The sequence below is a fragment of the Pseudolabrys taiwanensis genome, from assembly GCF_003367395.1.
In the GTDB taxonomy this organism is placed as follows: Bacteria; Pseudomonadota; Alphaproteobacteria; order Rhizobiales; family Xanthobacteraceae; genus Pseudolabrys; species Pseudolabrys taiwanensis.
Window position 1 is genome coordinate 4,555,633 of sequence record NZ_CP031417.1, and the last position, 20,141, is coordinate 4,575,773.

General features: G+C 64.5%; 19 protein-coding genes. 11 read left to right on the plus strand and 8 right to left on the minus strand.

Annotated features, from left to right (window positions below):
• Window positions 1-101 precede the first annotated feature (101 nt).
• The 4 genes from DW352_RS21695 to DW352_RS21710 all read left to right on the plus strand — a co-directional run bounded on the left by DW352_RS21695 (window position 102) and on the right by DW352_RS21710 (window position 3,390).
• Complete coding sequence (locus tag DW352_RS21695; RefSeq protein WP_115693282.1) at window positions 102-1,004, plus strand: dihydrodipicolinate synthase family protein; 903 nt, start codon at window positions 102-104, stop codon at window positions 1,002-1,004.
• Between the two features lie 9 nt (window positions 1,005-1,013).
• A complete protein-coding gene (locus DW352_RS21700; RefSeq protein ID WP_115693283.1) occupies window positions 1,014-1,448 on the plus strand; it encodes a GlcG/HbpS family heme-binding protein in 435 nt (144 codons plus the stop codon).
• 12 nt (window positions 1,449-1,460) lie between these two features.
• Window positions 1,461-2,132 carry a DUF4286 family protein gene (locus tag DW352_RS21705; protein WP_115693284.1) on the plus strand — a complete coding sequence of 224 codons (672 nt, stop codon included), beginning with the start codon at window positions 1,461-1,463 and terminating at the stop codon, window positions 2,130-2,132.
• A gap of 370 nt (window positions 2,133-2,502) precedes the next feature.
• Window positions 2,503-3,390 (plus strand): LysR family transcriptional regulator, encoded by an 888-nt coding sequence (locus DW352_RS21710; RefSeq protein WP_115693285.1) that lies wholly within the window; start codon window positions 2,503-2,505, stop codon window positions 3,388-3,390.
• 127 nt (window positions 3,391-3,517) lie between these two features.
• Here DW352_RS21710 and DW352_RS26960 read toward each other — a convergent pair whose 3' ends face one another.
• Both DW352_RS26960 and DW352_RS21715 read right to left on the minus strand, forming a co-directional pair.
• Window positions 3,518-3,673 carry a hypothetical protein gene (locus DW352_RS26960; protein WP_162827115.1) on the minus strand — a complete coding sequence of 52 codons (156 nt, stop codon included), beginning with the start codon at window positions 3,671-3,673 and terminating at the stop codon, window positions 3,518-3,520.
• Between the two features lie 310 nt (window positions 3,674-3,983).
• A complete protein-coding gene (locus DW352_RS21715) occupies window positions 3,984-4,631 on the minus strand; it encodes a hydrolase (RefSeq protein ID WP_115694546.1) in 648 nt (215 codons plus the stop codon).
• A gap of 155 nt (window positions 4,632-4,786) precedes the next feature.
• Between DW352_RS21715 and DW352_RS21720 the strand changes: the two genes are divergently transcribed.
• Window positions 4,787-5,680: a LysR family transcriptional regulator gene (locus tag DW352_RS21720; RefSeq protein WP_115693286.1), complete on the plus strand. Its 894-nt coding sequence runs from the start codon at window positions 4,787-4,789 to the stop codon at window positions 5,678-5,680.
• Window positions 5,681-5,788: 108 nt separating this feature from the next.
• Here DW352_RS21720 and DW352_RS21725 read toward each other — a convergent pair whose 3' ends face one another.
• Genes DW352_RS21725 through DW352_RS21750 form a run of 6 tightly spaced genes read right to left on the minus strand, consistent with a single transcriptional unit; the run spans window position 5,789 to window position 11,540 of the window.
• Window positions 5,789-6,277, minus strand: coding sequence for a flavin reductase family protein (locus tag DW352_RS21725; RefSeq protein ID WP_115693287.1), 489 nt, complete (start codon window positions 6,275-6,277; stop codon window positions 5,789-5,791).
• A 59-nt stretch (window positions 6,278-6,336) separates the two neighbouring features.
• Window positions 6,337-7,335, minus strand: coding sequence for a TRAP transporter substrate-binding protein (locus tag DW352_RS21730; protein WP_115693288.1), 999 nt, complete (start codon window positions 7,333-7,335; stop codon window positions 6,337-6,339).
• 15 nt (window positions 7,336-7,350) lie between these two features.
• Window positions 7,351-9,207, minus strand: a complete 1,857-nt coding sequence (locus tag DW352_RS21735) for a TRAP transporter large permease (RefSeq protein WP_245434211.1) — start codon at window positions 9,205-9,207, stop codon at window positions 7,351-7,353.
• Between the two features lie 11 nt (window positions 9,208-9,218).
• Complete coding sequence (locus tag DW352_RS21740) at window positions 9,219-9,533, minus strand: NIPSNAP family protein (protein WP_115693289.1); 315 nt, start codon at window positions 9,531-9,533, stop codon at window positions 9,219-9,221.
• Window positions 9,534-9,539: 6 nt separating this feature from the next.
• Window positions 9,540-10,673 carry an LLM class flavin-dependent oxidoreductase gene (locus tag DW352_RS21745; protein ID WP_115693290.1) on the minus strand — a complete coding sequence of 378 codons (1,134 nt, stop codon included), beginning with the start codon at window positions 10,671-10,673 and terminating at the stop codon, window positions 9,540-9,542.
• A gap of 9 nt (window positions 10,674-10,682) precedes the next feature.
• Entirely contained in the window at window positions 10,683-11,540 is an 858-nt protein-coding gene (locus DW352_RS21750; protein ID WP_115694548.1) for an ABC transporter substrate-binding protein, read from the minus strand.
• 344 nt (window positions 11,541-11,884) lie between these two features.
• Here DW352_RS21750 and DW352_RS21755 point away from each other — a divergent pair, with 344 nt between their 5' ends.
• The 6 genes from DW352_RS21755 (at window position 11,885) to DW352_RS21780 (ending at window position 20,002) form a co-directional block, all read left to right on the plus strand.
• The gene (locus DW352_RS21755; protein WP_115693291.1) at window positions 11,885-12,277 is read left to right on the plus strand and encodes an ArsR/SmtB family transcription factor; all 393 of its coding nucleotides are present in this window, start codon (window positions 11,885-11,887) and stop codon (window positions 12,275-12,277) included.
• A gap of 131 nt (window positions 12,278-12,408) precedes the next feature.
• On the plus strand, window positions 12,409-13,740 hold the full coding sequence (locus DW352_RS21760) for an LLM class flavin-dependent oxidoreductase (RefSeq protein ID WP_115693292.1): 1,332 nt from the start codon (window positions 12,409-12,411) through the stop codon (window positions 13,738-13,740).
• 131 nt (window positions 13,741-13,871) lie between these two features.
• A complete protein-coding gene (locus DW352_RS21765) occupies window positions 13,872-15,986 on the plus strand; it encodes a hypothetical protein (protein WP_115693293.1) in 2,115 nt (704 codons plus the stop codon).
• Window positions 15,983-16,975, plus strand: coding sequence for a S1 family peptidase (locus tag DW352_RS21770; RefSeq protein ID WP_115693294.1), 993 nt, complete (start codon window positions 15,983-15,985; stop codon window positions 16,973-16,975). The genes DW352_RS21765 and DW352_RS21770 overlap by 4 nt, the downstream gene beginning before the upstream one ends.
• Window positions 16,972-17,907 (plus strand): S1 family peptidase, encoded by a 936-nt coding sequence (locus DW352_RS21775; RefSeq protein WP_115693295.1) that lies wholly within the window; start codon window positions 16,972-16,974, stop codon window positions 17,905-17,907. Before DW352_RS21770 ends, DW352_RS21775 begins: the two co-directional genes overlap by 4 nt.
• Window positions 17,873-20,002: a serine protease gene (locus tag DW352_RS21780; RefSeq protein WP_162827117.1), complete on the plus strand. Its 2,130-nt coding sequence runs from the start codon at window positions 17,873-17,875 to the stop codon at window positions 20,000-20,002. Before DW352_RS21775 ends, DW352_RS21780 begins: the two co-directional genes overlap by 35 nt.
• Window positions 20,003-20,141: the final 139 nt, after the last annotated feature.

The window sequence follows — 20,141 nt, forward strand, 5'->3', positions numbered from 1 at the left end:
CATGCGTTGTAAGGCGTTCCGTCGCGCTCAAAGGACCCGCCGCGAGCCGCATTAGAACACTTCCATAAGAGGGGCGGCGGCAGCGCCGCAGGGAAGGAAACATGCAAAAGAAGCTACGCGGCACCATTGTGCCGCCACTGACGCCTTTTACCGAGAGCGGGAAAGTCGATTACGACAAGCTGCATCGAATGGTCGACTACGTCGTCGAGGACTGTAACGCCTCGATGGTCGTGGCGGCGGGTGTGGAGGCCCAGGAATATCAATTCCTGAGCATGGCGGATCGTAAGGAACTCATCGCGAAAACGATTGAATACGTCGCGGGCCGGCGCCCGGTCGCCGTCGGGATTTCGCATCCCTCGTTCGCAACCTCGATCGATCTCGCCGAGTTTGCGCAACTCAAGGGCGCCAGCGCACTTCAACTCCTTGCGCCCATGCGCCCGACGGGCGGCGCCATCAAGACCAGCGAACTTGTCGCCTATTTCCAGGCGGTGCTGCACAAGACCACGCTGCCGATGATGCTCTATCTCAACCCGGGCCCGGGTGCCGATCCCTCGGTGCCGACGACCGTCGAGATCGCGAAGCTCGATCGCATCGACTTCATCAAGGAAAGCTCGCGCGATCTCGCACGTGTATCCAGGCTGATCTTCGAGATCGAGCATGCTGGCCACGCTCAGTACTTCACCACCTTGCAGATGTGGCTTGCGACGTTGGCGCTCGGCGGCTCGGGTGTGACGGTTCCGCCGCCTGCGGCGTTGATAACACGCAAGATCTTCGATGCCTTCGAGGCCGGTGATTTCAAGGCAGCGGCGCGGCTGCAAAGCCAACTGGCCTTGTTCCCGGCGAGATGGATGGAGTTCGGGCTCGCGGCGGTGATGAAGGCGGCGCTAGCTCATCTCGGAATTCCGGTCGGTGATCCGTACCCGCCCTACGAGCCGGTCGGCGGCGATGCGCTCGCGAAGCTGCGGGCCTATGTCGACACCATGGACCTCGCAAGCAAGGCATAGGAAACGCAAATGCTCGACATCAAAAGGTTGTCTATCGAAGAGGCTAAAGTACTGATCGAAGGCGCCACGAAGAAGTCGGAGGAGATGGGCATTCCGATGTGCATCGCCGTCTGCGACGAATCGGGTCACCTCATCGCTTTCGACCGGATGAACGGCGGCAAAATCAGTTCGATTTCGATCGCCATCGATAAGGCCTTCACCGGTGCTGTCGCCCGCAACGGCACTCATGTCTACAATCAACTTTGCCAACCAGGCCAACCGACGTTCGGCATTCATGTGACCAACGGCGGTCATTTCTCGATCATCGGCGGAGGCCTGCCGGTGACGGTCGACAAGGTGATCGTCGGGGGCATTGGCATCAGTGCGGGAACGGCCGTTCAAGACCTCGAGGTCGCCGAAGCCGCGGTCGCCTATTTCCACAAGAAAACCGGATACAAGGCGTAAGGAGTGCGTCCAGTGAAGTCGATTCTCTTCTCGGAGATGCGCCCTGATCCTTCATGGGAGAAGGAGTTCAACGACTGGTATCATGACGATCATATACCAGTGCGGATGTGTCTGCCGGGTTTCGAGGGCGTCCAGCGGTATCGCGCATCTGAGGATGCGAATTACCTCGTGATCTACGATATGACCTCCATGGCCGCTCTGACGACGCCCGGATATGAGAAGGTCAAAACACAGCCTAGCGAGCAGACGCGTTGGATGCTGGCGAATGTCTCCGGGTTCACCCGCTATCTCGGCAATGAAATTTCTCGTCACGGCGACATCGCGTCCGCAATCGAGTTGCCCGTCATCTTCACCGCGATGTTCAACGTCCCGCAGGACGAACTGGACGATTTCGACGGCTGGATGGAGGAAGACCATATTCCGATCTTGCTCGGCTGTAAGGATTGGAAAGCTGTGCGCCGGTTCGATCTGACCGTAAGCGAGCCTGTGCCCTTCAACCGGCTTGCTGTTCATTACCTTTCCAGTGCTACTGCACTCAACTCGCCCGAACGCGAAAAGGCGCGGGGGACCGAGTGGCGCAATCGGCTTGCCCAGCGGGCGTGGTTCTCCAAGGCTCAGTATAAGGCGTTCGACAAATACGGGGCTCGGTATCTCAGCACGGCACCTGAGCCCGCCGAGGCCTAGGAGCGATTTTTGCGTCGCGCGATAAGTGAGGCGTTCGGATCGCCGACGAATGGAACGCGAGTGTGCGCCGCACAAGTCCTGCAGTGGATGCGCCATGGTCCGAATAGCCGTGGCGTCAATCCGCCTTGTCGGTGCTGTTCCGTCGTGCTGCTGACGGCGCCGCAGGCACCAATACAACTACATGGCCTGTTTGGTGCCAGGTCTCACATGTCGCGTTGCCAGAAGTATTTTCATTGTCGGGCTGGTCGAGAGTGTCTTCGAGCACACCGTGCGGCGCGGGCCTGGGCATAATCGGCACCCGTGAGAATTGTATATCTTTTGAGTATGATAGGCGTCATGCTTCTCGGATTTGCAGCGGGCGGGCATCACAATGGAACTTCGGCACCTTCGATATTTCGTCGCTGTTGCGGAAGACGAACATATCACACGCGCCGCCGCGCGCCTCGGCATTCAGCAGCCGCCGCTCAGTCATCAGATTCAGAATCTTGAACAGGAGCTGGGCGTCTCTCTCTTTATGCGCCAACCGCGCAAGATCACGCTCAATGCCGCCGGCAAGGTCTTCCTGAGCGACGCGCGGCATATCCTCGCCTCGGTCGAAGAGGCTGTGCAGCGCGTTCGGCAGTTCGACAAGGGCATGGAAGGGGTTTTGCTGATTGGACTCACCAGTTCTGCTTCCATGCATGCGTTGACGATGAAGGCGATCGACCGGTTCCGAAAGAAGTACCCGCTCGTATCCGTAAGGATCGAGGAGGGAGCTAACAATGACATTCTGAACCAGACCGAGCAGGAGCGATTCGATATAGCCGTGGTGCGGAGCGCAGTGGACAGATACCCGACGCTCACGAGCAAATGTCTTGCGCACGAGGCAATGGTCGTCGCACTTCCTGAATCGCACGCGCTCGTGAAGGAACAGGGTTCGCTGCGCCTGGCCCGCCTTCGCGATGAGAACCTGATTCTCTTTCGCCAGACCAATGGATCCGGCATTGGCGATATGCTGCTGGCGGCATGCGAGCGAAACGGCTTTCGGCCGCATATCGTGGACGAGACACGCCGCATCCTGGCCGCCGTGACAATGGTCGCAGCCGGATTTGGCATCGCCATCGTGCCGAAGTCGCTAGAGGCATTCAAAGTGGACGGTGTTGTCTATCGCGACTTGGAGCCATCGAGCAGCTTTACGGTGCCGCTGAACGTTGCCTATCGCCGTCATAGCGATGCGCAGCCTGTGACTCGGTTTTTGAAGATTTGCGAAAGCCTTTAAGCCGATCTGGGCGCGACTATGAGCTTGAGAGCATCGTGGAGGTGCAGCGCATCTCCCGGCTTCTAGCCGTGCCATTAATCGTCGACCATGGCACCAATTATGGCAATGAACTCTCCCTCCGCAACGATCAGGCCGGGCTCGTAATAAACGGCCGGCGATAGGTGGCGACGAGCGCCTGCAACGCGTCGCGGCCTTGAGGAATGGTGGGATTGTGCTGGATGTAGTCGCGAGCCTGGAGACGCTCCACTGCCGAAGCTTCGCGGCGCTGGAACAACGCGGTCATTGCCCGAGCATCAGCGTCTTGTAGCGCAGCGGACGATCATCGAATTCCCGATCGGCGGCCGCGTGGCCGCGTGCGTCCCGGTCATCCGCAGGAGCTGCTCGCCAGGCAGTGTACCGTAGGAGTGGTCGCCAACAGCAATGTCAGGCCGATTTGGAAGTCCGGGTGGAAAACATCCGTCTCCGGACCGATTGGGGATCGATCGACCGACAACCTGTCAACGTTCTCTCCGTTGCGGAGGGATGCCGGAGCGCTCGCAGGCAACCGCCGATGATGCGGCGCCGCTGCGAAAAGCCCGGCATCCCATGCCGCATTACGCTTTCGGCACCGGCGTGTTGAGCAATTGCTGCTCCCACAGATACGCGATGCCGCTGCCAGCCGCGTGTTGCAACAGCACGTCCGTCACCTTGCCTGCGGTCTCGGTGCGGGCCCAGTCGCGCTGCCACTCGGCCATCACGGCCAGCCAGGTCATCATGTTGGCCCCGGCCCTGATCATGCGCTGGATGGCGACTTCGTGAGACTCGACCGATACGCCACCCGATGCATCGGTAACGACCGTCACGTCCCAGCCTTCGCCCAGCGCCTGGATCACCGGCATGGCGACGCAAACCTCGGTCCACAGGCCGGCAATGATGAGCTGTTTGCGGCCGGTCGCCTTGACCGCATCCACCACCTTCTTGTCTTCCCACGTGTTGACGAAAGTCCGGTCGATCACCTCCTGCCCCGGGAACACGTCGGTGATCTGCGGGAAAATGAGACCGCCCCGCTCGGCGATAACGCTGGTCAGAATGGTGGGAACGCCGAACGCCTTGGCCGCCTTCGCCAGCGCCGCCGCATTGTTGACCGCCATGTGCGGATCGTGGCTGTTCAGGTTCGTGAGCTGAAAAGGCTGGTGGTCGATGAGAACGAGCACCGAATCTTCGGGACGAAGAAGCGAAGCAAGGCCGTTACGAAAGGTCATCACTGCATCCTTTGCGGCCGCCATGAGCGGCGTTGGTTTTGCGCAAGACACGCGCCCCCAGCGGCGACGTTGCCTGAAATCAGTATTGGCTTTCCCATTCGAGATGCGGTAGCGCCCTTTCGCGTCAAGCTGTGTCGCGGAAAGGGGAACGCTAAATGGACATTGACGAACTGCGGACATTCGTCGAAGTGGCCGATGCTGGCGGGGTGTCTCCCGCGGCGCAACGGCTCGGCGTCTCCAAGTCAATCGTCAGCCGCCGGCTCCTGCGCCTTGAAGCGGAACTTGGCGTTCAGCTTCTGGCGCGAACCACCCGAGGCGCCGCGCTCACGGAAGCGGGGGCCACATTCCGGGATTACGCAGCCAAAGTCTGCGCCGACATCGACGTGGCCAGGGAAACGATCGCGCCCGCCGGCGAGCTTCGCGGCCGCTTGCGAGTCGCCGTGCCGCTTTCTTTCGGCCCGACTCATTTCGCGCCCATGCTTGCGGAGATGGCGCGGCGTCACCCGCAGCTCCAAATCCACACATGCTACAGCGACCGCTTCGTCGATCTCGTCACCGAAGGTTATGATTGTGCGATACGCGTCGGCTATCTTCCGGACTCCAACCTGATCGCCAAACGCGTCGGCCCGATCTACGGAAAGCTTGTCGCCAGCCCGGACTACATCAAGGCGCATGGGGCGCCCGAAACGCCGGAGGAACTCGCCGCTCACGAGGCGCTCATGCAAGGCACCGAGAGTTGGCAACTCATGGACGGCGACAACATCATCACGGTTCGTCCGCAGGGACGCTTCAAGGCCGATAACGGCGTAGCTCTCGTTGCCGCCGCGGCAGCAGGACTCGGGATCGCTTACCTGCCTGATTGCCTCACTCACGAATATATCGCTTCCGGTGCGCTCATGCCGGTCATGACGCGTCATCCGCCGCCTCCGGCAGGGGCCTATGTCGTCCGAGCGCCAGGCCAGCATCCCGCGCGAAAAATACGGGTTCTCACCGAACTGCTGATCGAGTATTGCGACCCGCCTCCGCCTCTCGCGGATGTAGATCGCTAGAGCCCGAATGGCGGGAGGCCGATCCCGGCGTCACAACAGCCGATGCACCAAATCAATCAGGTTCGTCATTCTCTGCTAGCCTTATCGTCGATCGCCCGTAGGAGGCGCTCACGGATGCGGATTGCAGGCGACGAAGCGGCCGTCGAGGTAGATCAGCGGGGCCTTCTCGCTCTGCCAGAGTTCGGCGGCCTGGACATTCCCGATGAAGATCGTGTGCGAGCCGGATGGCACCGTCGCCGCAATCTCGCAATCGAAGCTGGCCAAGGCACCGACGAGGGCCGGCGCGCCGGTTGCCAGTGTCGTCCATTCGCGGTCCGCGAACCGCGTCGCGCGGGCGGCCGGATCGCTGAAGCGTTTGGCCAGTTCGTCGTCGCCCAGCGCCAGCAGATTGACGCAGAAGATGCCGGCTTGCTGAATGGCGGTGTGGCTCGAGGCGACCTGGTTGACGCAAACGAGCAGCGACGGCGGCTCGGCCGAGACCGAGCACACCGAGGTGGCGACGAGACCGTGACGTTCGCCGTTGAACGTCGTGGTGATGATCGACACGCCGGCGGCGAGGCGGCGCATGCCGCTCTTGAACAATGCAGCTTCAATCATTCCGTTACGTCCGCGACCTGCGCCACCTGAATTGCCATTGCCTGGTCCGCGACGCACCGTCACGCTGTCTTGGCGATGGCTTCGATCTTGTCGACGCCGCCGACCTTCGGCCCCAGCGCCGCCCAGACCCCACGTGCACCGGCTTCCCAGGCAGGCCGGTCTTCCGGCTGAACCGTCTTGCCGCCGGCGGCGGCCGCCTTGGCCATGGATGCCGTTTCATCCTCGACGATCAGCGCGTCGAAATGGTGCGCACCTTCAAGGGCCGCTGCCGCGAGCACCTCTTGCTCGCTGCTCTTGAGCGTCTTCCAGAACGGCGCCGAGAAATAGACGACGCCGGTCGCCCAGATATGCGCGGTTTCGATGAGATACGGCACCACTTCGTAGAGCTTGAAGCCGGCATAGGCCGACTTGGTGAGGTCCATCATGTCGACCACGCCGGTCTGCAGCGCGTTGTAGGTCTCGGTGATCGGGATCGGCGTCGGGTTGGCGCCGAGCGCTTTCCACAGTTCGGTGTGCAGCGGGCTCTGGATGACGCGAATGCGTTTGCCGGCAAGCTGCGCCGGCTTGGTGATTGCTTCCTTGGCGAGCAGGTGGCGCGCGCCGTAATTGATGTAGCCCGGCACGATGAAGTTCTGCGCCGCGAACTTCGTCTTCAGCTCATTGCCGATCTGGCCTTCGAGCACGCGACGTACGTGACCGGCGTCGCGGAACACGAAGGGGGCATCGAGGATTTGCGATTCCGGCACCCAGCTCGACATCGCCGAGACCGTCGACAAGCTGGCCTGAATGGAGCCGAGGCGGATGCCCTCGGCGACTTCTTTTTCGCCGCCGAGCGCGGCGTTCTGCACGATACGGAAGTCGAAGCGGCCGGGCAGCTTCGCATCGACGATCTCCTTCACCTTGAACCAGATCTTGGTCTCCGGCTTGTCGGCGCCGAGCAAGGACGAGATCGTGATGGTGGTTGCCGCGCGTGCGCCGCCGCTGCGCAGCACGAAAGGCGCGGCGACACTCGCGGCGAGAAAGCCCGAAAGGCTTCGGCGGGTGATGGGAGCGGTCATGAGCTTTTCCTTTGCCTAGAGCTTTGTCGGAGCGGCGGTCAGCGCCGAGAAGATGCAGAGCACCGCGAGCGCGCACAGCAGCGCGATCAGCAGCGGCACGACCTCGCGAAACACCTGCGCCGGCCGAGCGCCTGACACGCCGCTCGCGACATAGACGAGAATGCCGAGCGGCGGCGTCAAGCCGTGGATCATCAGGTTGACGACGAGGATGACGCCGAACTGGATGGGGTCGATGCCCGCGAGCGTCGCGGCGGGCAGCAGCAGCGGCGCGAGCAACAGGATCGCCGCGCCGATGTCGAGCAGCAATCCAGCGGCGAGCAGCACCACATTGGCGAGGAGCATCACCGCGAGCGCGCTGCCGCCGAGCGCCGTCACGACGGTGGTCACCAGATCGGACACGCGGTCGACCGCCATCAGGAAGGCGAAGGGCGCGGCGGTGCCGATGAGCAGGCCGATGGCGGCGGCTTCGCCGGCGGCCTGGCAGAAGGCGGAAGCCAGCGAACGGCCATTCAGCGTGCGCAGCATCAGGCAGACGACGAGCGCGTAAGCGACGGCGAGCGCGGACGCTTCCGTCGTGGTGACGACGCCGAAGCGGATGCCGACGACGACCACGATGCCGAGGCCGATGGCCGGTAAGGACTCGACGAAGGAGCGCGCGCGTTCGCGGCCGCTCGCCGGCTCGCGCACGGGTTTCTCGTCGCGCGAGGTGATATAGATGCCGACGCCGAGCGCCAGCGCCAGCACGCCGCCGGCGATGAAGCCGCCGACCAGCAACGAGCCGACCGAAAGATTGGTGGCCGACGCGAGGATCAGGAAGGCGATGGAGGGCGGGATGATGTTGTCGAGCATCGCCGTCGCCGCCACCACCGCCGCCGCGCGCGGCAGCGTGTAGCCATGCGCGACCAGCGCCGGCACCATCACCTTGGCGCCGAAGGCGGCGTTGGCGATGGACGAGCCGGAGGCGCCGGAGAACATCACGCTCGAAACAAGAGTCGTCTGGGCGAGGCCGCCGCGCAGATGACCGACGAGGCTTGCGGCGAAGCGCACGAGGCGATCGGCGAGGCCGCCTTCGGTCAGCAAGCCGCCGGCGAGCAGGAAGAACGGGATCGCCAGCAGCAGGAACTTGCTGACGCCGACGATGGTGTTCTGCACCAGCGCCGGCTCCGGCAGCATGGCTCCGAACGGCGCGGCGAGCGATACGCCGACCAGCAAGGTGTGCGGCAGCGGCGCGCCGGCGATGAGGCCGATCGCCGCGACGGCGCCGGCGGCCAGGCTCGGCGTCGCGAGCGACGCGATCTGCAGTTCATGCGCGGCGACGTAGAGTCCGGCGCCGATCGCGAGCACCAGCAGCGCGCGCGGCAGACCGTCCTGTAGGTAGGACCTGCCGAATAACAGCAACACGCTGAGACCGCCGCCGATGGATACGGCGGCATAGCGCAGCCACTCGGGCAGGCCGAGCACCGTCGACGTGCCGCCGATGGCGCCGACGACGCCGGCGGCGCCGAGCGCGAGGATGATGCTGGCATCGATGGCAATGGCATCGGCGAGCACGCGCGCGGCCAGCTGCACGGTGCGCGGCAGGAACCGGACGATGACGTCGAGCCGCATGGCGAGCGGCCCGGTCACCGCCAGCGGCGCGCCGACCGAAACCAGCAACACATTGAGCCAGATCGCCAGTTCCTCGGACCAGATAAGCCCGCTGCCGAATACGTAGCGTAAGGTGACCGAGGTCATCACCAGCACGAAGGTCACGGCGAGAATGGCGCCGCCCAGCCATTTCAAGGCGAGCTCGATCATGTCCAGCGTGACGGCGACCCGCCCGCTGGCGCCGATCGGCGCGGCTGTCTCGAGGCTCGTGTCCATCGTGCTCATCCGGCGGCGCCTCACTTCATCGGGGAGAAGGAGGTCGGGCGCAGAATACGGTTCCGCATCTGCATGACATAGCCCGATGTCTTTTTGCGGAACGCCTGCCAGGCCGGATCAGCCTCCATGGCGGCCCGCCGCCGCTCACGGTCGCCCATGTCCTGGTAGCGCCAGATATGCACGACCTCGTTGACCACCCCGCAATCGGTGGTGAACCACCCGACCAGGTCGCCGAGATGGCTGACCTGCAAGGCCATGCCCTCGGCCACATATGTGTCGAGGTAGTCCTTCACGTGCTCGGGTTTGATCAGATAGCTGCGTTCGTCGAGAATCATGGTGCCTTATCCGACAGCCGCCTTGGCATTGAGATCGCGGTCGAACAAAGTCGACCAGGTGAATTGCTTCGCGCTGGGCGCGTCGCGGTTGACCGGCAGCTTCGGTAGCACCTTCTCGGCGAAACGATAGGCCTCTTCAAGCAGCGGCATGCCGGACAGGATGAAGGTCTCGACGCCCGCGGCTTGATAGGCTTCCAGCGTTTTCACAACCGTGTCCGGCGAGCCGACGATCGCGGTGCCGGGGCCCGGCCGCACCAGGCCGATGCCGGCCCACAAATTCGGCGCGACTTCGAGATCGCGCGGGTTCGCCGGCTTCACGCCGCCATGCATCTGCGTCATGCGCTGCTGGCCGACCGAGTCCGACTTGCCGACGAACAGCTGGTTGGCGGCGATCGCCTTCTCGTCCATGCGATCATATAGCCAGTTGGCCGCATCCCAGGCCTCGGCGTCGGTGTCGCGCACGATGACATAGAGACGGATGCCGTAGTTGAGCTCGCGCCCGTAATGCTTGGCGCGTTCCTTCACCTCCTCGACCTTGAGCTTGATCTGCTCCGGCGTCTCGCCCCATGACAGATACGTGTCGACATGCTTGGCGGCGACATCGATCGCCGGTGCCGAAGAGCCGCCGAACCAAAGCGGCGGCGGCGGAATGCTGACGCCCGCGGGCAGCGCAAGCTTGGCGCCCTCCACCGAGAAGTATTTGCCTTCATAGGTGATGCTCTCGCCCGCCATCAGGCGATGGAACAGCGTCAGATATTCGTCGGCCATGGCATAGCGTTCGTTATGCGGCATTTTCATGCCATAGGCGCCGAGCATCTTGGCGTCGCCCGAGACGATGTTGAGCATCAGCCGGCCGCGCGAGAACTCTTGCAGCGTCGCCGACATCTTGCCAAGCAAGGTCGGGGCGATCAGGCCCGGATGAATCGCGACGAGAAAGCGCAGGCGCTCGGTTTCGGACAACAGCGCCGCGGCCAGCACCCAGACGTCATGCGCGCCGGTGGCGAACAGCGCGCCGGTGAAGCCTAATCGGTCGTAAGCCTTGGCGAGTTGCTGGAAGTAGCTGTAGTCGACCGGCCGTGAGCCTTCCGGGGTCCACGGATAAGGCCCATCCGGCGCGCACATGTACCAAAGGACGTTCATCGCATTCTCCTATGCTGCCGAGGCGGACGGCGAACGCATTGCGGCCGAGAGTTCGAGCCGCTGCGGAATGTCGCCGTGACGGAAAAGGGTATCGGCCTCGTCCTGCTGTTCGGCGATGATCGTCTTGTCGGCAGGCACGATGCTCCAATCGCGCTCCTTTACCGCCTTGCGCCAAGTGCCGACGTCGACGCCGCCGAGTTTGAGGCCGGCCAGGATTTGCGCGGCGCGATCGGGGTCGGCGGCGATCTCCGCGCCGATGCGGCCGAGTTCCGTTACGAAGGCGTCGATCGTCTCGGGCGCAAGCTTGCGCCGGCCCAGCGTCCAAAAGACGGATCGATTGGGGATGGTCGCGCCGCAGGGCACCAGCAGCCGCGCACCGCCATCGGCAATTGTCTGGCCGAGCAGCGGCGCCATGGCGACCCATGCGTCCACTTTGCCGGCGATAAGAGCATCACGCGACGGCACCGGCGCGCGCTCGACACGTTCGACATCCTTTAAAGACAGGCCTTCGTCTTCCAGGACGCGCGCCAGCAGGTAGGTATGGAACGAGCCGTCGAGCAGCGCGATTTTCTTGCCGGCGAGATCTTTCACGCTGTTGATCGCCGAACGTTTGGCGACGAGGATGCCGCCATTGGCTGGCCGCGGCGCGGATGCGGCGACATACAGCACATCGAGTCCGGCGACTTGCGACAGGATCGGCGGCGTCGAGCCGGTGCCGCCGACATCGATCTGGTCTTCGGCGAGTTGACGGCCGGTGTCGCGGCCTTCCGCATAGGACACGAACCGGGCATCGAGTGCGGAGAATGCGCCGGGCCAATGCTGAGCCAGCGTCAGATGTAGATTGCTCGGGTGAGCGCCAATACGCAGCGGCATGCAGGCCTCATGTCACAAATCACGTCCGGCGCGCCGCCCCATGTCGTGCTTCTTGTGTGCCGAAAAGCCAATGTTCACCGGCTTTTCAGCGTTGCACGTCATTATACGTTCTTATATAATGTCTTTGACGTCAATAGTTCGCGTCGTCCAAATAATGGGCGCTTGCGGCATGTTCGTTCTGTCGGAGAGTGCTTGGCGAGAAAGGGTTGTTTTGTCGCTTCCTCGTTGCATGCAACTTAATGCGCCACGCGCGCCGCTGGAATGGTCACGCGGTGTTGGCGCGACGCGGTGTTTGCATACGACGGTCTTTGCGATAAGCGACCGAGGCGGAGGTGGTCATGGCTGATAGCAAGAAAAAGCGGCGCAACCCTCGCCTTTGCCGCAGTGTCGGCGAGGCAAGTGACCTGTTGAAGGCGCTGGCAAATCCCAACCGGCTGTCGATCATCTGCCTGCTGCTTGAAGGCGAGAGTTCGGTGTCGGAAATCGAGAGCGAACTCGGTATTCGCCAGCCGACTTTATCGCAGCAACTCGGCGAACTGCGCGAGGCCGGTATGGTGGCGACGCGGCGCGACGCCAAGCATGTCTATTATCGCGTCGCCGACGACCGCGCCGGGCGCATCGTCAAGACGCTGCGCGAGGTGTTTTCACATTTGGAAGATTGGTGCGACCAGTTGCCGGCACGGCGAAAGTCGGATGGCGCCGGTCCCGCGGATTTGATGCTTTACGGCTGAGGCGTCCTCCGGCCGAGCGGCGCAAGGAAAGGTCCCTCTCTTTGGATGCATAGCGCGGTCACCAGACCGTGCCTTGACTGTGCGCGGACGGGCCAACAGATTTCCCCCGCAGTTTCATTGCGAGGGTCCTCATGAGCAAGCCGCGTCAACTCCATCTCGGCGCCTTTATGCGTCCGGTGAGCATCCACACCGGCGCCTGGCGATATCCCGGCGCCTATCCGGACGCGAACTTCAATTTCAACCACCTGCGGAAGTTTGCTCAGACCCTGGAGCGTGGGAAGTTCGACGCCTTCTTCATGGCGGATCATCTGGCGGTGTTGAACATGCCGATAGACGCCTTGAAGCGGAGCCACACCGTCACATCGTTCGAACCGTTCACGCTGCTGTCGGCCCTGGCCGGCGCCACCGAGAGGATCGGACTCGTCGCCACGGCCTCCACGACCTTTGACGCGCCGTATCATGTCGCCCGCCGCTTCGCCTCGCTCGATCACATCAGCGGTGGCCGTGCCGGCTGGAACATCGTCACCACGTCCAACCCTGACGCGGCGTTGAATTTCGGCCTGGACGATCACATGGAGCACGACGAGCGCTATCGTCGCGCGCGCGAGTTCTACGATGTCGTCACCGGGCTTTGGGACAGCTTCGCCGACGATGCCTTCGTGCGCGATGTCACGAGCGGCCTCTTTTTCGATCCGAGCCGCATGCACGTCCTCGATCACAAGGGCAAATACTACTCGGTGCGCGGGCCGCTCAATATCGCGCGGCCGGTGCAGGGATGGCCGGTGATCGTGCAGGCGGGCGCGTCGGAGGCCGGCAAGCAGCTTGCGGCGGAGACCGCCGAAGTGATCTTCGCCGCGCATAATAGCTTGGCCGACGGGCAGCGCTTCTACGCCGACGTGAAGGGGCGCCTCGACAAGCTCGGCCGTGCGCGCGACAGCCTCAAGATCCTGCCCGGTGCGTTGGTCGTGGTCGGCGATACGGTCGAGGAGGCGCGTGAGAAGCGGGCCAAAGTCGACAGCCTCGTCGACTATGCCAACGCGATCGCGTCCTTGTCGATCGCGCTCGGGCACGACGCATCCAAGTTCGATCCGGACGGCCCGCTGCCGGATATCCCCGAGAGCAATGCGAGCAAGAGCGGCCGCGAGCGCGCCATTGCCCTGGCCAAACGCGACAATCTGACGGTGCGTCAGCTCGCCCAGCGCCTCGGCGGCTTCGGCGGCTTTGCGTTCGTCGGCACGCCGAAGACCATCGCCGACGAGATGGAAGAGTGGTTGGTCAGCGAGGGCAGCGACGGATTCAATTTGATGTTTCCGTTTCTGCCGGCGGGCCTCGACGACTTCGTCGACAAGGTCGTGCCGGAGCTGCAACGGCGCGGCCTGTTCCGCCGCGAGTATGAGGGCCCGACCTTGCGCGACCATCTCGGGCTCGCGCGTCCGTCCAACCGCTTCTTCGCCCCGGCTTAAGTTGCGGGGCGCCAGCTCTCTTAACGTTAGGGCGTAAGCTTAACGGCGGCCTCCGATTGGTCCGCATCTCCCGGTTGTTATAGTTCGGATTGTGTATCCGAAGTATACAAGTACTACCGGGATGGCGTGTGATGCGGCGGCGTGGGCGGCCCCTGGCGTATGCGCTGATCGGCCTCGTGCTGATCGGCGGTGCCGTGGCATCGGCGCAGACGGCGTCGCGGGATCGCACGACGGCTGAGCTGAAGAAGCAGACCGCGCTGGAGAAAAAGAAGGCCGAGCGCAAGAAGCCGGCGCGGGTGACCCGCGAGGTCAAGAAGCCGGTGCGCGGCGAGGCCAGGCCGAAGACGCCGGTGCGGACGTCGCCCGCGTCAGCCGCGCAACCCGCCGCGGAAACATCGCCGGCCCCAGGCACGCGCTTCGAACAATCCCAGCCGGTGGCAACGCCGCGAACGGATCAGGCGGATGTGCCGCCAATGCCGCAGGTGGCTCCGCAGGGACCGCCGTCTCCCGCGCAAATGCCGCCCGCGGCGCCAATGCCGGCAGTGGTACAGGCGCCAACAGCGCCGGCCACGCGCCCGCGCATTCCCCCGCCTGTGTCGGCGGTGCCGGTTCCCTCGACGCTCAACATGATCCGCACCGCGCCCGAGCAGATCGGCCAGGTGCCGAGCCAGTTCATGTGGATTCGCGACGACCTGATGGCGGCGCGCGATTCGCTCGACGGCACGCTGGTGTTCTTCGACGACGATGGCCGTATCGTCGGCCGCGCCAAGTTTCCGAGCGGTTTCGACACCGAGGACATCATCGGCCAGCCGACGGCGATCCGCCTGATCGATTTCTCGCACCGCACGCAGATCACGATCCAACGCAACATCGATCCGGCGGCGACGACTATGCTGCAGAGCACGCCCAACGGTTCGGATGCCGAAATCCGGCGCCGGCGTCTGCAGCGGCGCTCGGCGCAGGAACTGATCGTCAACGACGAGCGGCAGAACGGCACGCATCCGCTCACGGTGCGCGCGTTGGCCGGCGGCCAATTGGCGCAGGCCTACGAAATCTCTCCCGGCACAAGCGACAACCGCTTCGTCGTCAGCGAGGAGATCACCGCCGTCAAGCCGGCGCTGACGGTGCGCGTGTTCGTGCAGCGCTTCGACCGGGAGGGCCGCCTTAACGGTGTCGTCTATGTGCCGCTCGACAACTTCGAGCTCGTGTCGCGCAACATCGTCGCCGTCACCGGCGCGGGCCGCGCCCGCGTGCTGCGGCCGACCGAGGACGGCGTCAGGATCGACGAATACGATTTCGTCGCGCCGCCGCGCGCCGGCAACCGTCGCCTCAACGACAGCGAGTTGCGCAGCCTGTCCCGCAAGCTGCGGGAAATTCCCGTCGACACGACGGTGCAGGGCGACACCTCGACGCCGTTCAATGACGGCAGCGATCATGTCGAGGTCGTGGTGCCGCCGTCGCCGCCGATCGCGCGCGCCAAGGTGCTGGAGAACGCGCGCGCCTATCTCACCGTCAACTGGGTGATGCAGCGCGAGAACTTCGAGCGCCCCGGCATAGAGAACCGCTGTGCGCCGGGCAGTTCCTATATCTGGCTGCGGCCGCGCCACTTCACCCGCGAGATGATCGGCACCACCATCGGGCCGATGCCGTACCGCTGGGGCGGCGACGACACGCCGCAGACCTTCCGCACCCGCTCCGAATGGGGCGCGCTCGCTGGCAACATGTGCACCTGCCGGCAGGCCGAATACAATTACTGCGTCTTCGCGGACTCCGCCGGCGTCGATTGCTCCGGTTTCGTGTCGCGGGTCTGGGGCATCGAGAAGCGCGGCACTTCCGGCCTGCTCGATGTCGCCGCCGATATCGACAATCTCGAAGCGCTCAAGCCCGGCGACGCCTTCGACTGGCCGCAGCGCCACATCCGCCTGTTCACGGGCTATGCCGAAGGGGCCGCCACCGCCTTCACCGTCCTCGAAGCCTCGACGCGCTATCAGTGCGAAGGCGTGTGCGAGCGCATCTACCGGCCGAGCGAACTGAACGGCTATAAGCTTATCCGTTACAAAGGCATCAGCGAAGCCGCCATCGCCACCAATGGCGGTGCCCAGCCGAGCGGCGCGCCGCCGCCAGCTGCGCCAGAGACCACGACTTCCGCTCCGGGCGCGCAGCCGGAAGCAGCACCTGCCGCGACCGCCGAGAAGCGCGTCCGGCGCGGCGCGACCGTCAACAGCAAGCGGACGCGACAGCGATGAAACGCGCGCTGATCACGATCGCGCTTCTCGCGCCGTTGCTCGCGACGGCCGAGCGCGCGCTGGCGATCACACGCGAAGAAGACATCATTCGCAATCTCAACGAGACCTTCAAGGCGCCGTCGGTGTTTCCGCCGAACTCGGCGTTGCGGCCGAATTCGGACGGCACGCGCGACCACAACGGCACCAATCACGACGGCCGTGTCACAACGCCGCTCGGCCCAGACGAAGGCGCGCCGCCGGAGCAACTGCTCGATATCGTGCCGGAGCGCACCTTTCCGTTTCTGGTGGCGATCGTCGAAAACCAGCGGCCGCCGCAGGAGGGTTATGTCTGTGCCGGTACGTTGATCGCGCCGCAATGGGTGGTCACCGCGGCGCATTGCACCTTCACCTGGGTGCGCCGCTGGCCGGTCGATCCGGAAGTCTTCGTGCTTTTCAACACGACGCGGCTGTCGCTTCCCGGGCCGAAGATCGCGGTCAGCAAGATCGTGCCGCATCCGCAATACGATGCCCGCACGCTGAAGAACGACATCGCGCTGTTGAAGATCGACACCAAAGGCCAAAGCTTCGGTCCGCCGCTCAAGCTGGAGGGCCCGTCGCCGATCACCCGGCGGGGCGACATCGGCCACGTGGTAGGCTGGGGCGTCACCAACCTCGAACTGCTGTCGCGGCAAAAGGGCGAGGTGCAGCAACTGCTGCAGGTCGCCGTGCGCGGCGACGCCTGCTTTTCCGCCGGCAACTTCCCCAGGCTCAAAGGCGCCGGTGTGTTCTGCGCGTCCTCGCTCGCCGCGCATCATGACGTTTGTTACCGTTTCGGCGGCGGGCCCATGATCCTGCGCGATCTGCGGGGAGAGCGTTACCTCGGCGGCATGGTGTCGTGGCCGGCGGTGTGTCCGCCTGCCGTGGACAAGATGAACGCCTATCTCGACGTTCAGCACTTCGTGCCGTGGATCAAAAGCGCCATTGCGGCCAATGGTGGGCCCGGCAAATGATGCACCCCGTCAAGCAAGGTTTGTTGGCCGCGGCGATCTGGTTCGCGTTCGTTCCGGCTGCGCGCGCGCAAACCCAGGACGGCATCCTGCGCTCGCTGCCCAATGTGCAGCGGCTCTATCAGCAGCGTCTCGAGTCTCTTAAGGCGGGTGAGCCACAGCAGGTCTTTCTGGGAACGGCCAGCGTGATGCCGGATCGCGCGCAGGACAATGTCGTATCGATCGGCGTCGCCGGCGTGCCGCAGCAGCGCGGCCATTTCTGCGGCGGCGTGCTTGTCGCCCCGACATGGGTGCTGACGGCGGCGCATTGCGTCGCCGAAGCCAGCGGCACGGACAGCCGGACGCAGATCGCGCCGCTTTCTCCCACGCAGTTGCAGGTTTTGTTCGGCACCAACGTGTTGTACCGAGACGGCGTCTCAAAGCCGGTCGCCCGTATCGTTGTTCATCCGGACTATCGGATCACGGCGCAGGGCGTGCCGGAAAACGATCTCGCTTTGCTGCAATTCGCCGAGCCGCTGCCGGGTACGCCGGCCCTCATCGCCTCCGATGCGCTGGCCGCGGTTGGTATTCGCGACGGCGATCGCATGCTGATCGTCGGCTGGGGCAGCGCGTCCTTCAGCGTCGGCAGCCCGATTTCCGGCAATCTGCTGCTGGCGATCGTGCCGGTGGTCGGCAACGCCAAGTGCAACGAAGCCTATGGTGGCGCCGTCACCGACAAGATGTTCTGCGGCGGGCTTGGCGCCGCGGATTCCTGCCAGGGCGACAGCGGCGGGCCAGCTTTCATCTACGACGAACGCGGCGTGCCGACATTGGTCGGCATCGTCAGCTGGGGCGCGGGCTGCACGCTGAGGCGCTACCCGGGCGTCTACGTCAATGTCACCAAGTATCGGGATTGGATCAATGGTGTCACCGGCGCACGCACGGCCGCGCAATAGTGCGCGCGGTCTCGCCGCCGCGCTGGTGGCGATGGCCGCTGTCGCGGCGGCGCCGGCGCATGCGCAGTACGAACAGCAGTTCGGTCCGCGCCTGATCTATCCGCCGGTGGTCGTCCAATCGAACCACAGCAACACGACGCTGGCGATGCGCGATGCGATTCAGAGTATTGCCATCGGCACGCGCCTCCTTGCGGTGAAGCCGCGTATCATGGGCGGCGAGCTGGCGCCGGCCGGCGTCGACCCGTGGGCCGCGTCGGTCGGCCTGAAAGGCGTCGAGCCGCGCGCCGGCCATTTCTGCGGCGGCACGTTCATTGCGCCCAACTGGGTGCTGACCGCCGCGCATTGCATCAATGCCGACTCGGCGCCTCAGATTCAGGTGTATGGCGGCAGCAACAATCTGGAGACTGGCGGAACGGTCTACGCAGTGGACCGCGTTGTCATCCATGAAAAATTCGACGACGACTCGCTGGAGAACGACGTTGCCCTGCTGCATCTCGCCACGCCGTTCAAGGGCAGAACGATGCCTTTGCTGACGCCAGCCAATGTCGAGCGGCTGGCGCCGACTGGCGCCATCGGCACCGTCGTCGGCTGGGGTCTGACTTCAGAAGGCACCGAGGTGCAGAACGCGTTACGGCGTCTTTCGACGCAGATCTTCAGCAACCAGACCTGCAATGGCATCGCCTCTTATGCCGGTGTCATCAAGGACGGCATGATGTGCGCCGGCTTTCCCGAGGGCGGCAAGGACTCGTGCCAGGGCGACGGCGGGGCGCCGCTGATGGTCGGCGACGGGCAGGGCAGCTATGTGCAGGCCGGTATCGTCAGCTGGGGCGAGGGCTGCGTCCGGCCCAACAAGTTCGGTGTCTATACCCGCGTCGCTTCGGTGTATCCGTGGATTCAGGATCGCCTCGCCGGCAAGCCGCAGCCGCCGCGGCAAATCAAGCCGCAGGTGGCGCAGACGCCCGCCTTGCCGCTGACGGCGCCGACGGTGCCGCGCCTCGGCGCCGTGATGCCCGTTCAGACGCAAACGCGTTCGGCTCTCATGCCTGTCGCGCCGCCGCAGCCGCTGCAACTCGGGCCGCGCTCGCTCTATCCGCAGACCGCCGCCGCGGAGGACGGCACGCCGATCGTGATGCGCGACGCGCTGCAATATCTGCAAAACAAGACGCGCGTGTTGGCGGTGCAGCCGCGCATCATGGGTGGCGAGCCCGCGCCGGCCAACGCCTATCCGTTCATGGCCTCGATCAGCGTGCGCCGGTCCAATCCGCGCGACGGCCACTTCTGCGGCGGCTCGTTCATCGCGCCGGATTGGGTGCTGACGGCCGCGCATTGCGCCAAGCCCGAAACGGCGTCGAACATTCAGGTCTATGGCGGCAGCAACCTGCTGTCGTCCGGCGGCCGGCTCTATCCGGTGGACCGCATCGTCGTGCACGAGAAGTACGACGAGGCCACGCAGGAGAACGACATCGCGTTGCTGCATCTGGCGCAGCGCGCCACCATCGCACCGGTGCGGCTGCTCACCGCCGCCGAGGCGGAGCGTCTTGCCGGCCCCGGGCGGAACGCGACGGCGATCGGCTGGGGCCTGACCGGCGACGGCGGTGATGTGCAGAACGTGTTGCGCCGTGTCGGCGTCGAGATCGTGTCGAACGAGACCTGCAACGCGCCGGGCGCCTATGGCGGCAGTATTACCGAGGGAATGTTGTGTGCTGGCTTTCGCGCCGGCGGCAAGGATTCCTGCCAGGGCGACTCCGGTGGGCCGCTGGTGGTCAACAACGGCACCGGTTTCTATCAGGCCGGCGTCGTGAGCTGGGGCGAGGGCTGCGGCCAGCCGAACAAATACGGCGTCTATACGCGCGTCTCGGCCTATCAGCCTTGGATCGCCGATCGCCTCGCCGGCAAGCCTGTCGCTGCTGCGCCGCCTGCGCCCTCTGCGGTTCGTTCGATCGCGCCGCCGACGGGCAGCAATCCCGCCGCGCCGCGGCGCAACGGCGTCGCCAGCAACAGCCGCGCCGAGGCGCCGCCGCCGAAGAAGGTGAACAAGAAGGTGGAGGCCAAGATTACGGCGACGAAGCCTGTGCGCCGTTCGCCCACGCCGTGAATTGCATATTCTCTTGTCATGCCCGCGCAAGCGGGCATCCAGTACGCTGTGCCCTGTCGATAGGCTGCGGCGTACTGGATCCCGGGTCTCGCTTCACTCGCCCGGGATGACAGGCGCTGTGCCGGATGACGGGCGCGGT

Bases quoted from the DNA above. Each gene is read 5' to 3' on its own strand.
- DW352_RS21695 (WP_115693282.1), top strand. From the start codon at position 102: ATGCAAAAGAAGCTACGCGGCACCATTGTGCCGCCACTGACGCCTTTT.
- DW352_RS21700 (WP_115693283.1), top strand. From the start codon at position 1,014: ATGCTCGACATCAAAAGGTTGTCTATCGAAGAGGCTAAAGTACTGATC.
- DW352_RS21710 (WP_115693285.1), top strand. From the start codon at position 2,503: ATGGAACTTCGGCACCTTCGATATTTCGTCGCTGTTGCGGAAGACGAA.
- DW352_RS26960 (WP_162827115.1), bottom strand. From the start codon at position 3,673: ATGACCGCGTTGTTCCAGCGCCGCGAAGCTTCGGCAGTGGAGCGTCTC.
- DW352_RS21715 (WP_115694546.1), bottom strand. From the start codon at position 4,631: ATGACCTTTCGTAACGGCCTTGCTTCGCTTCTTCGTCCCGAAGATTCG.
- DW352_RS21720 (WP_115693286.1), top strand. From the start codon at position 4,787: ATGGACATTGACGAACTGCGGACATTCGTCGAAGTGGCCGATGCTGGC.
- DW352_RS21725 (WP_115693287.1), bottom strand. From the start codon at position 6,277: ATGATTGAAGCTGCATTGTTCAAGAGCGGCATGCGCCGCCTCGCCGCC.
- DW352_RS21730 (WP_115693288.1), bottom strand. From the start codon at position 7,335: ATGACCGCTCCCATCACCCGCCGAAGCCTTTCGGGCTTTCTCGCCGCG.
- DW352_RS21735 (WP_245434211.1), bottom strand. From the start codon at position 9,207: ATGAGCACGATGGACACGAGCCTCGAGACAGCCGCGCCGATCGGCGCC.
- DW352_RS21740 (WP_115693289.1), bottom strand. From the start codon at position 9,533: ATGATTCTCGACGAACGCAGCTATCTGATCAAACCCGAGCACGTGAAG.
- DW352_RS21745 (WP_115693290.1), bottom strand. From the start codon at position 10,673: ATGAACGTCCTTTGGTACATGTGCGCGCCGGATGGGCCTTATCCGTGG.
- DW352_RS21755 (WP_115693291.1), top strand. From the start codon at position 11,885: ATGGCTGATAGCAAGAAAAAGCGGCGCAACCCTCGCCTTTGCCGCAGT.
- DW352_RS21760 (WP_115693292.1), top strand. From the start codon at position 12,409: ATGAGCAAGCCGCGTCAACTCCATCTCGGCGCCTTTATGCGTCCGGTG.
- DW352_RS21765 (WP_115693293.1), top strand. From the start codon at position 13,872: ATGCGGCGGCGTGGGCGGCCCCTGGCGTATGCGCTGATCGGCCTCGTG.
- DW352_RS21770 (WP_115693294.1), top strand. From the start codon at position 15,983: ATGAAACGCGCGCTGATCACGATCGCGCTTCTCGCGCCGTTGCTCGCG.
- DW352_RS21775 (WP_115693295.1), top strand. From the start codon at position 16,972: ATGATGCACCCCGTCAAGCAAGGTTTGTTGGCCGCGGCGATCTGGTTC.
- DW352_RS21780 (WP_162827117.1), top strand. From the start codon at position 17,873: ATGGTGTCACCGGCGCACGCACGGCCGCGCAATAGTGCGCGCGGTCTC.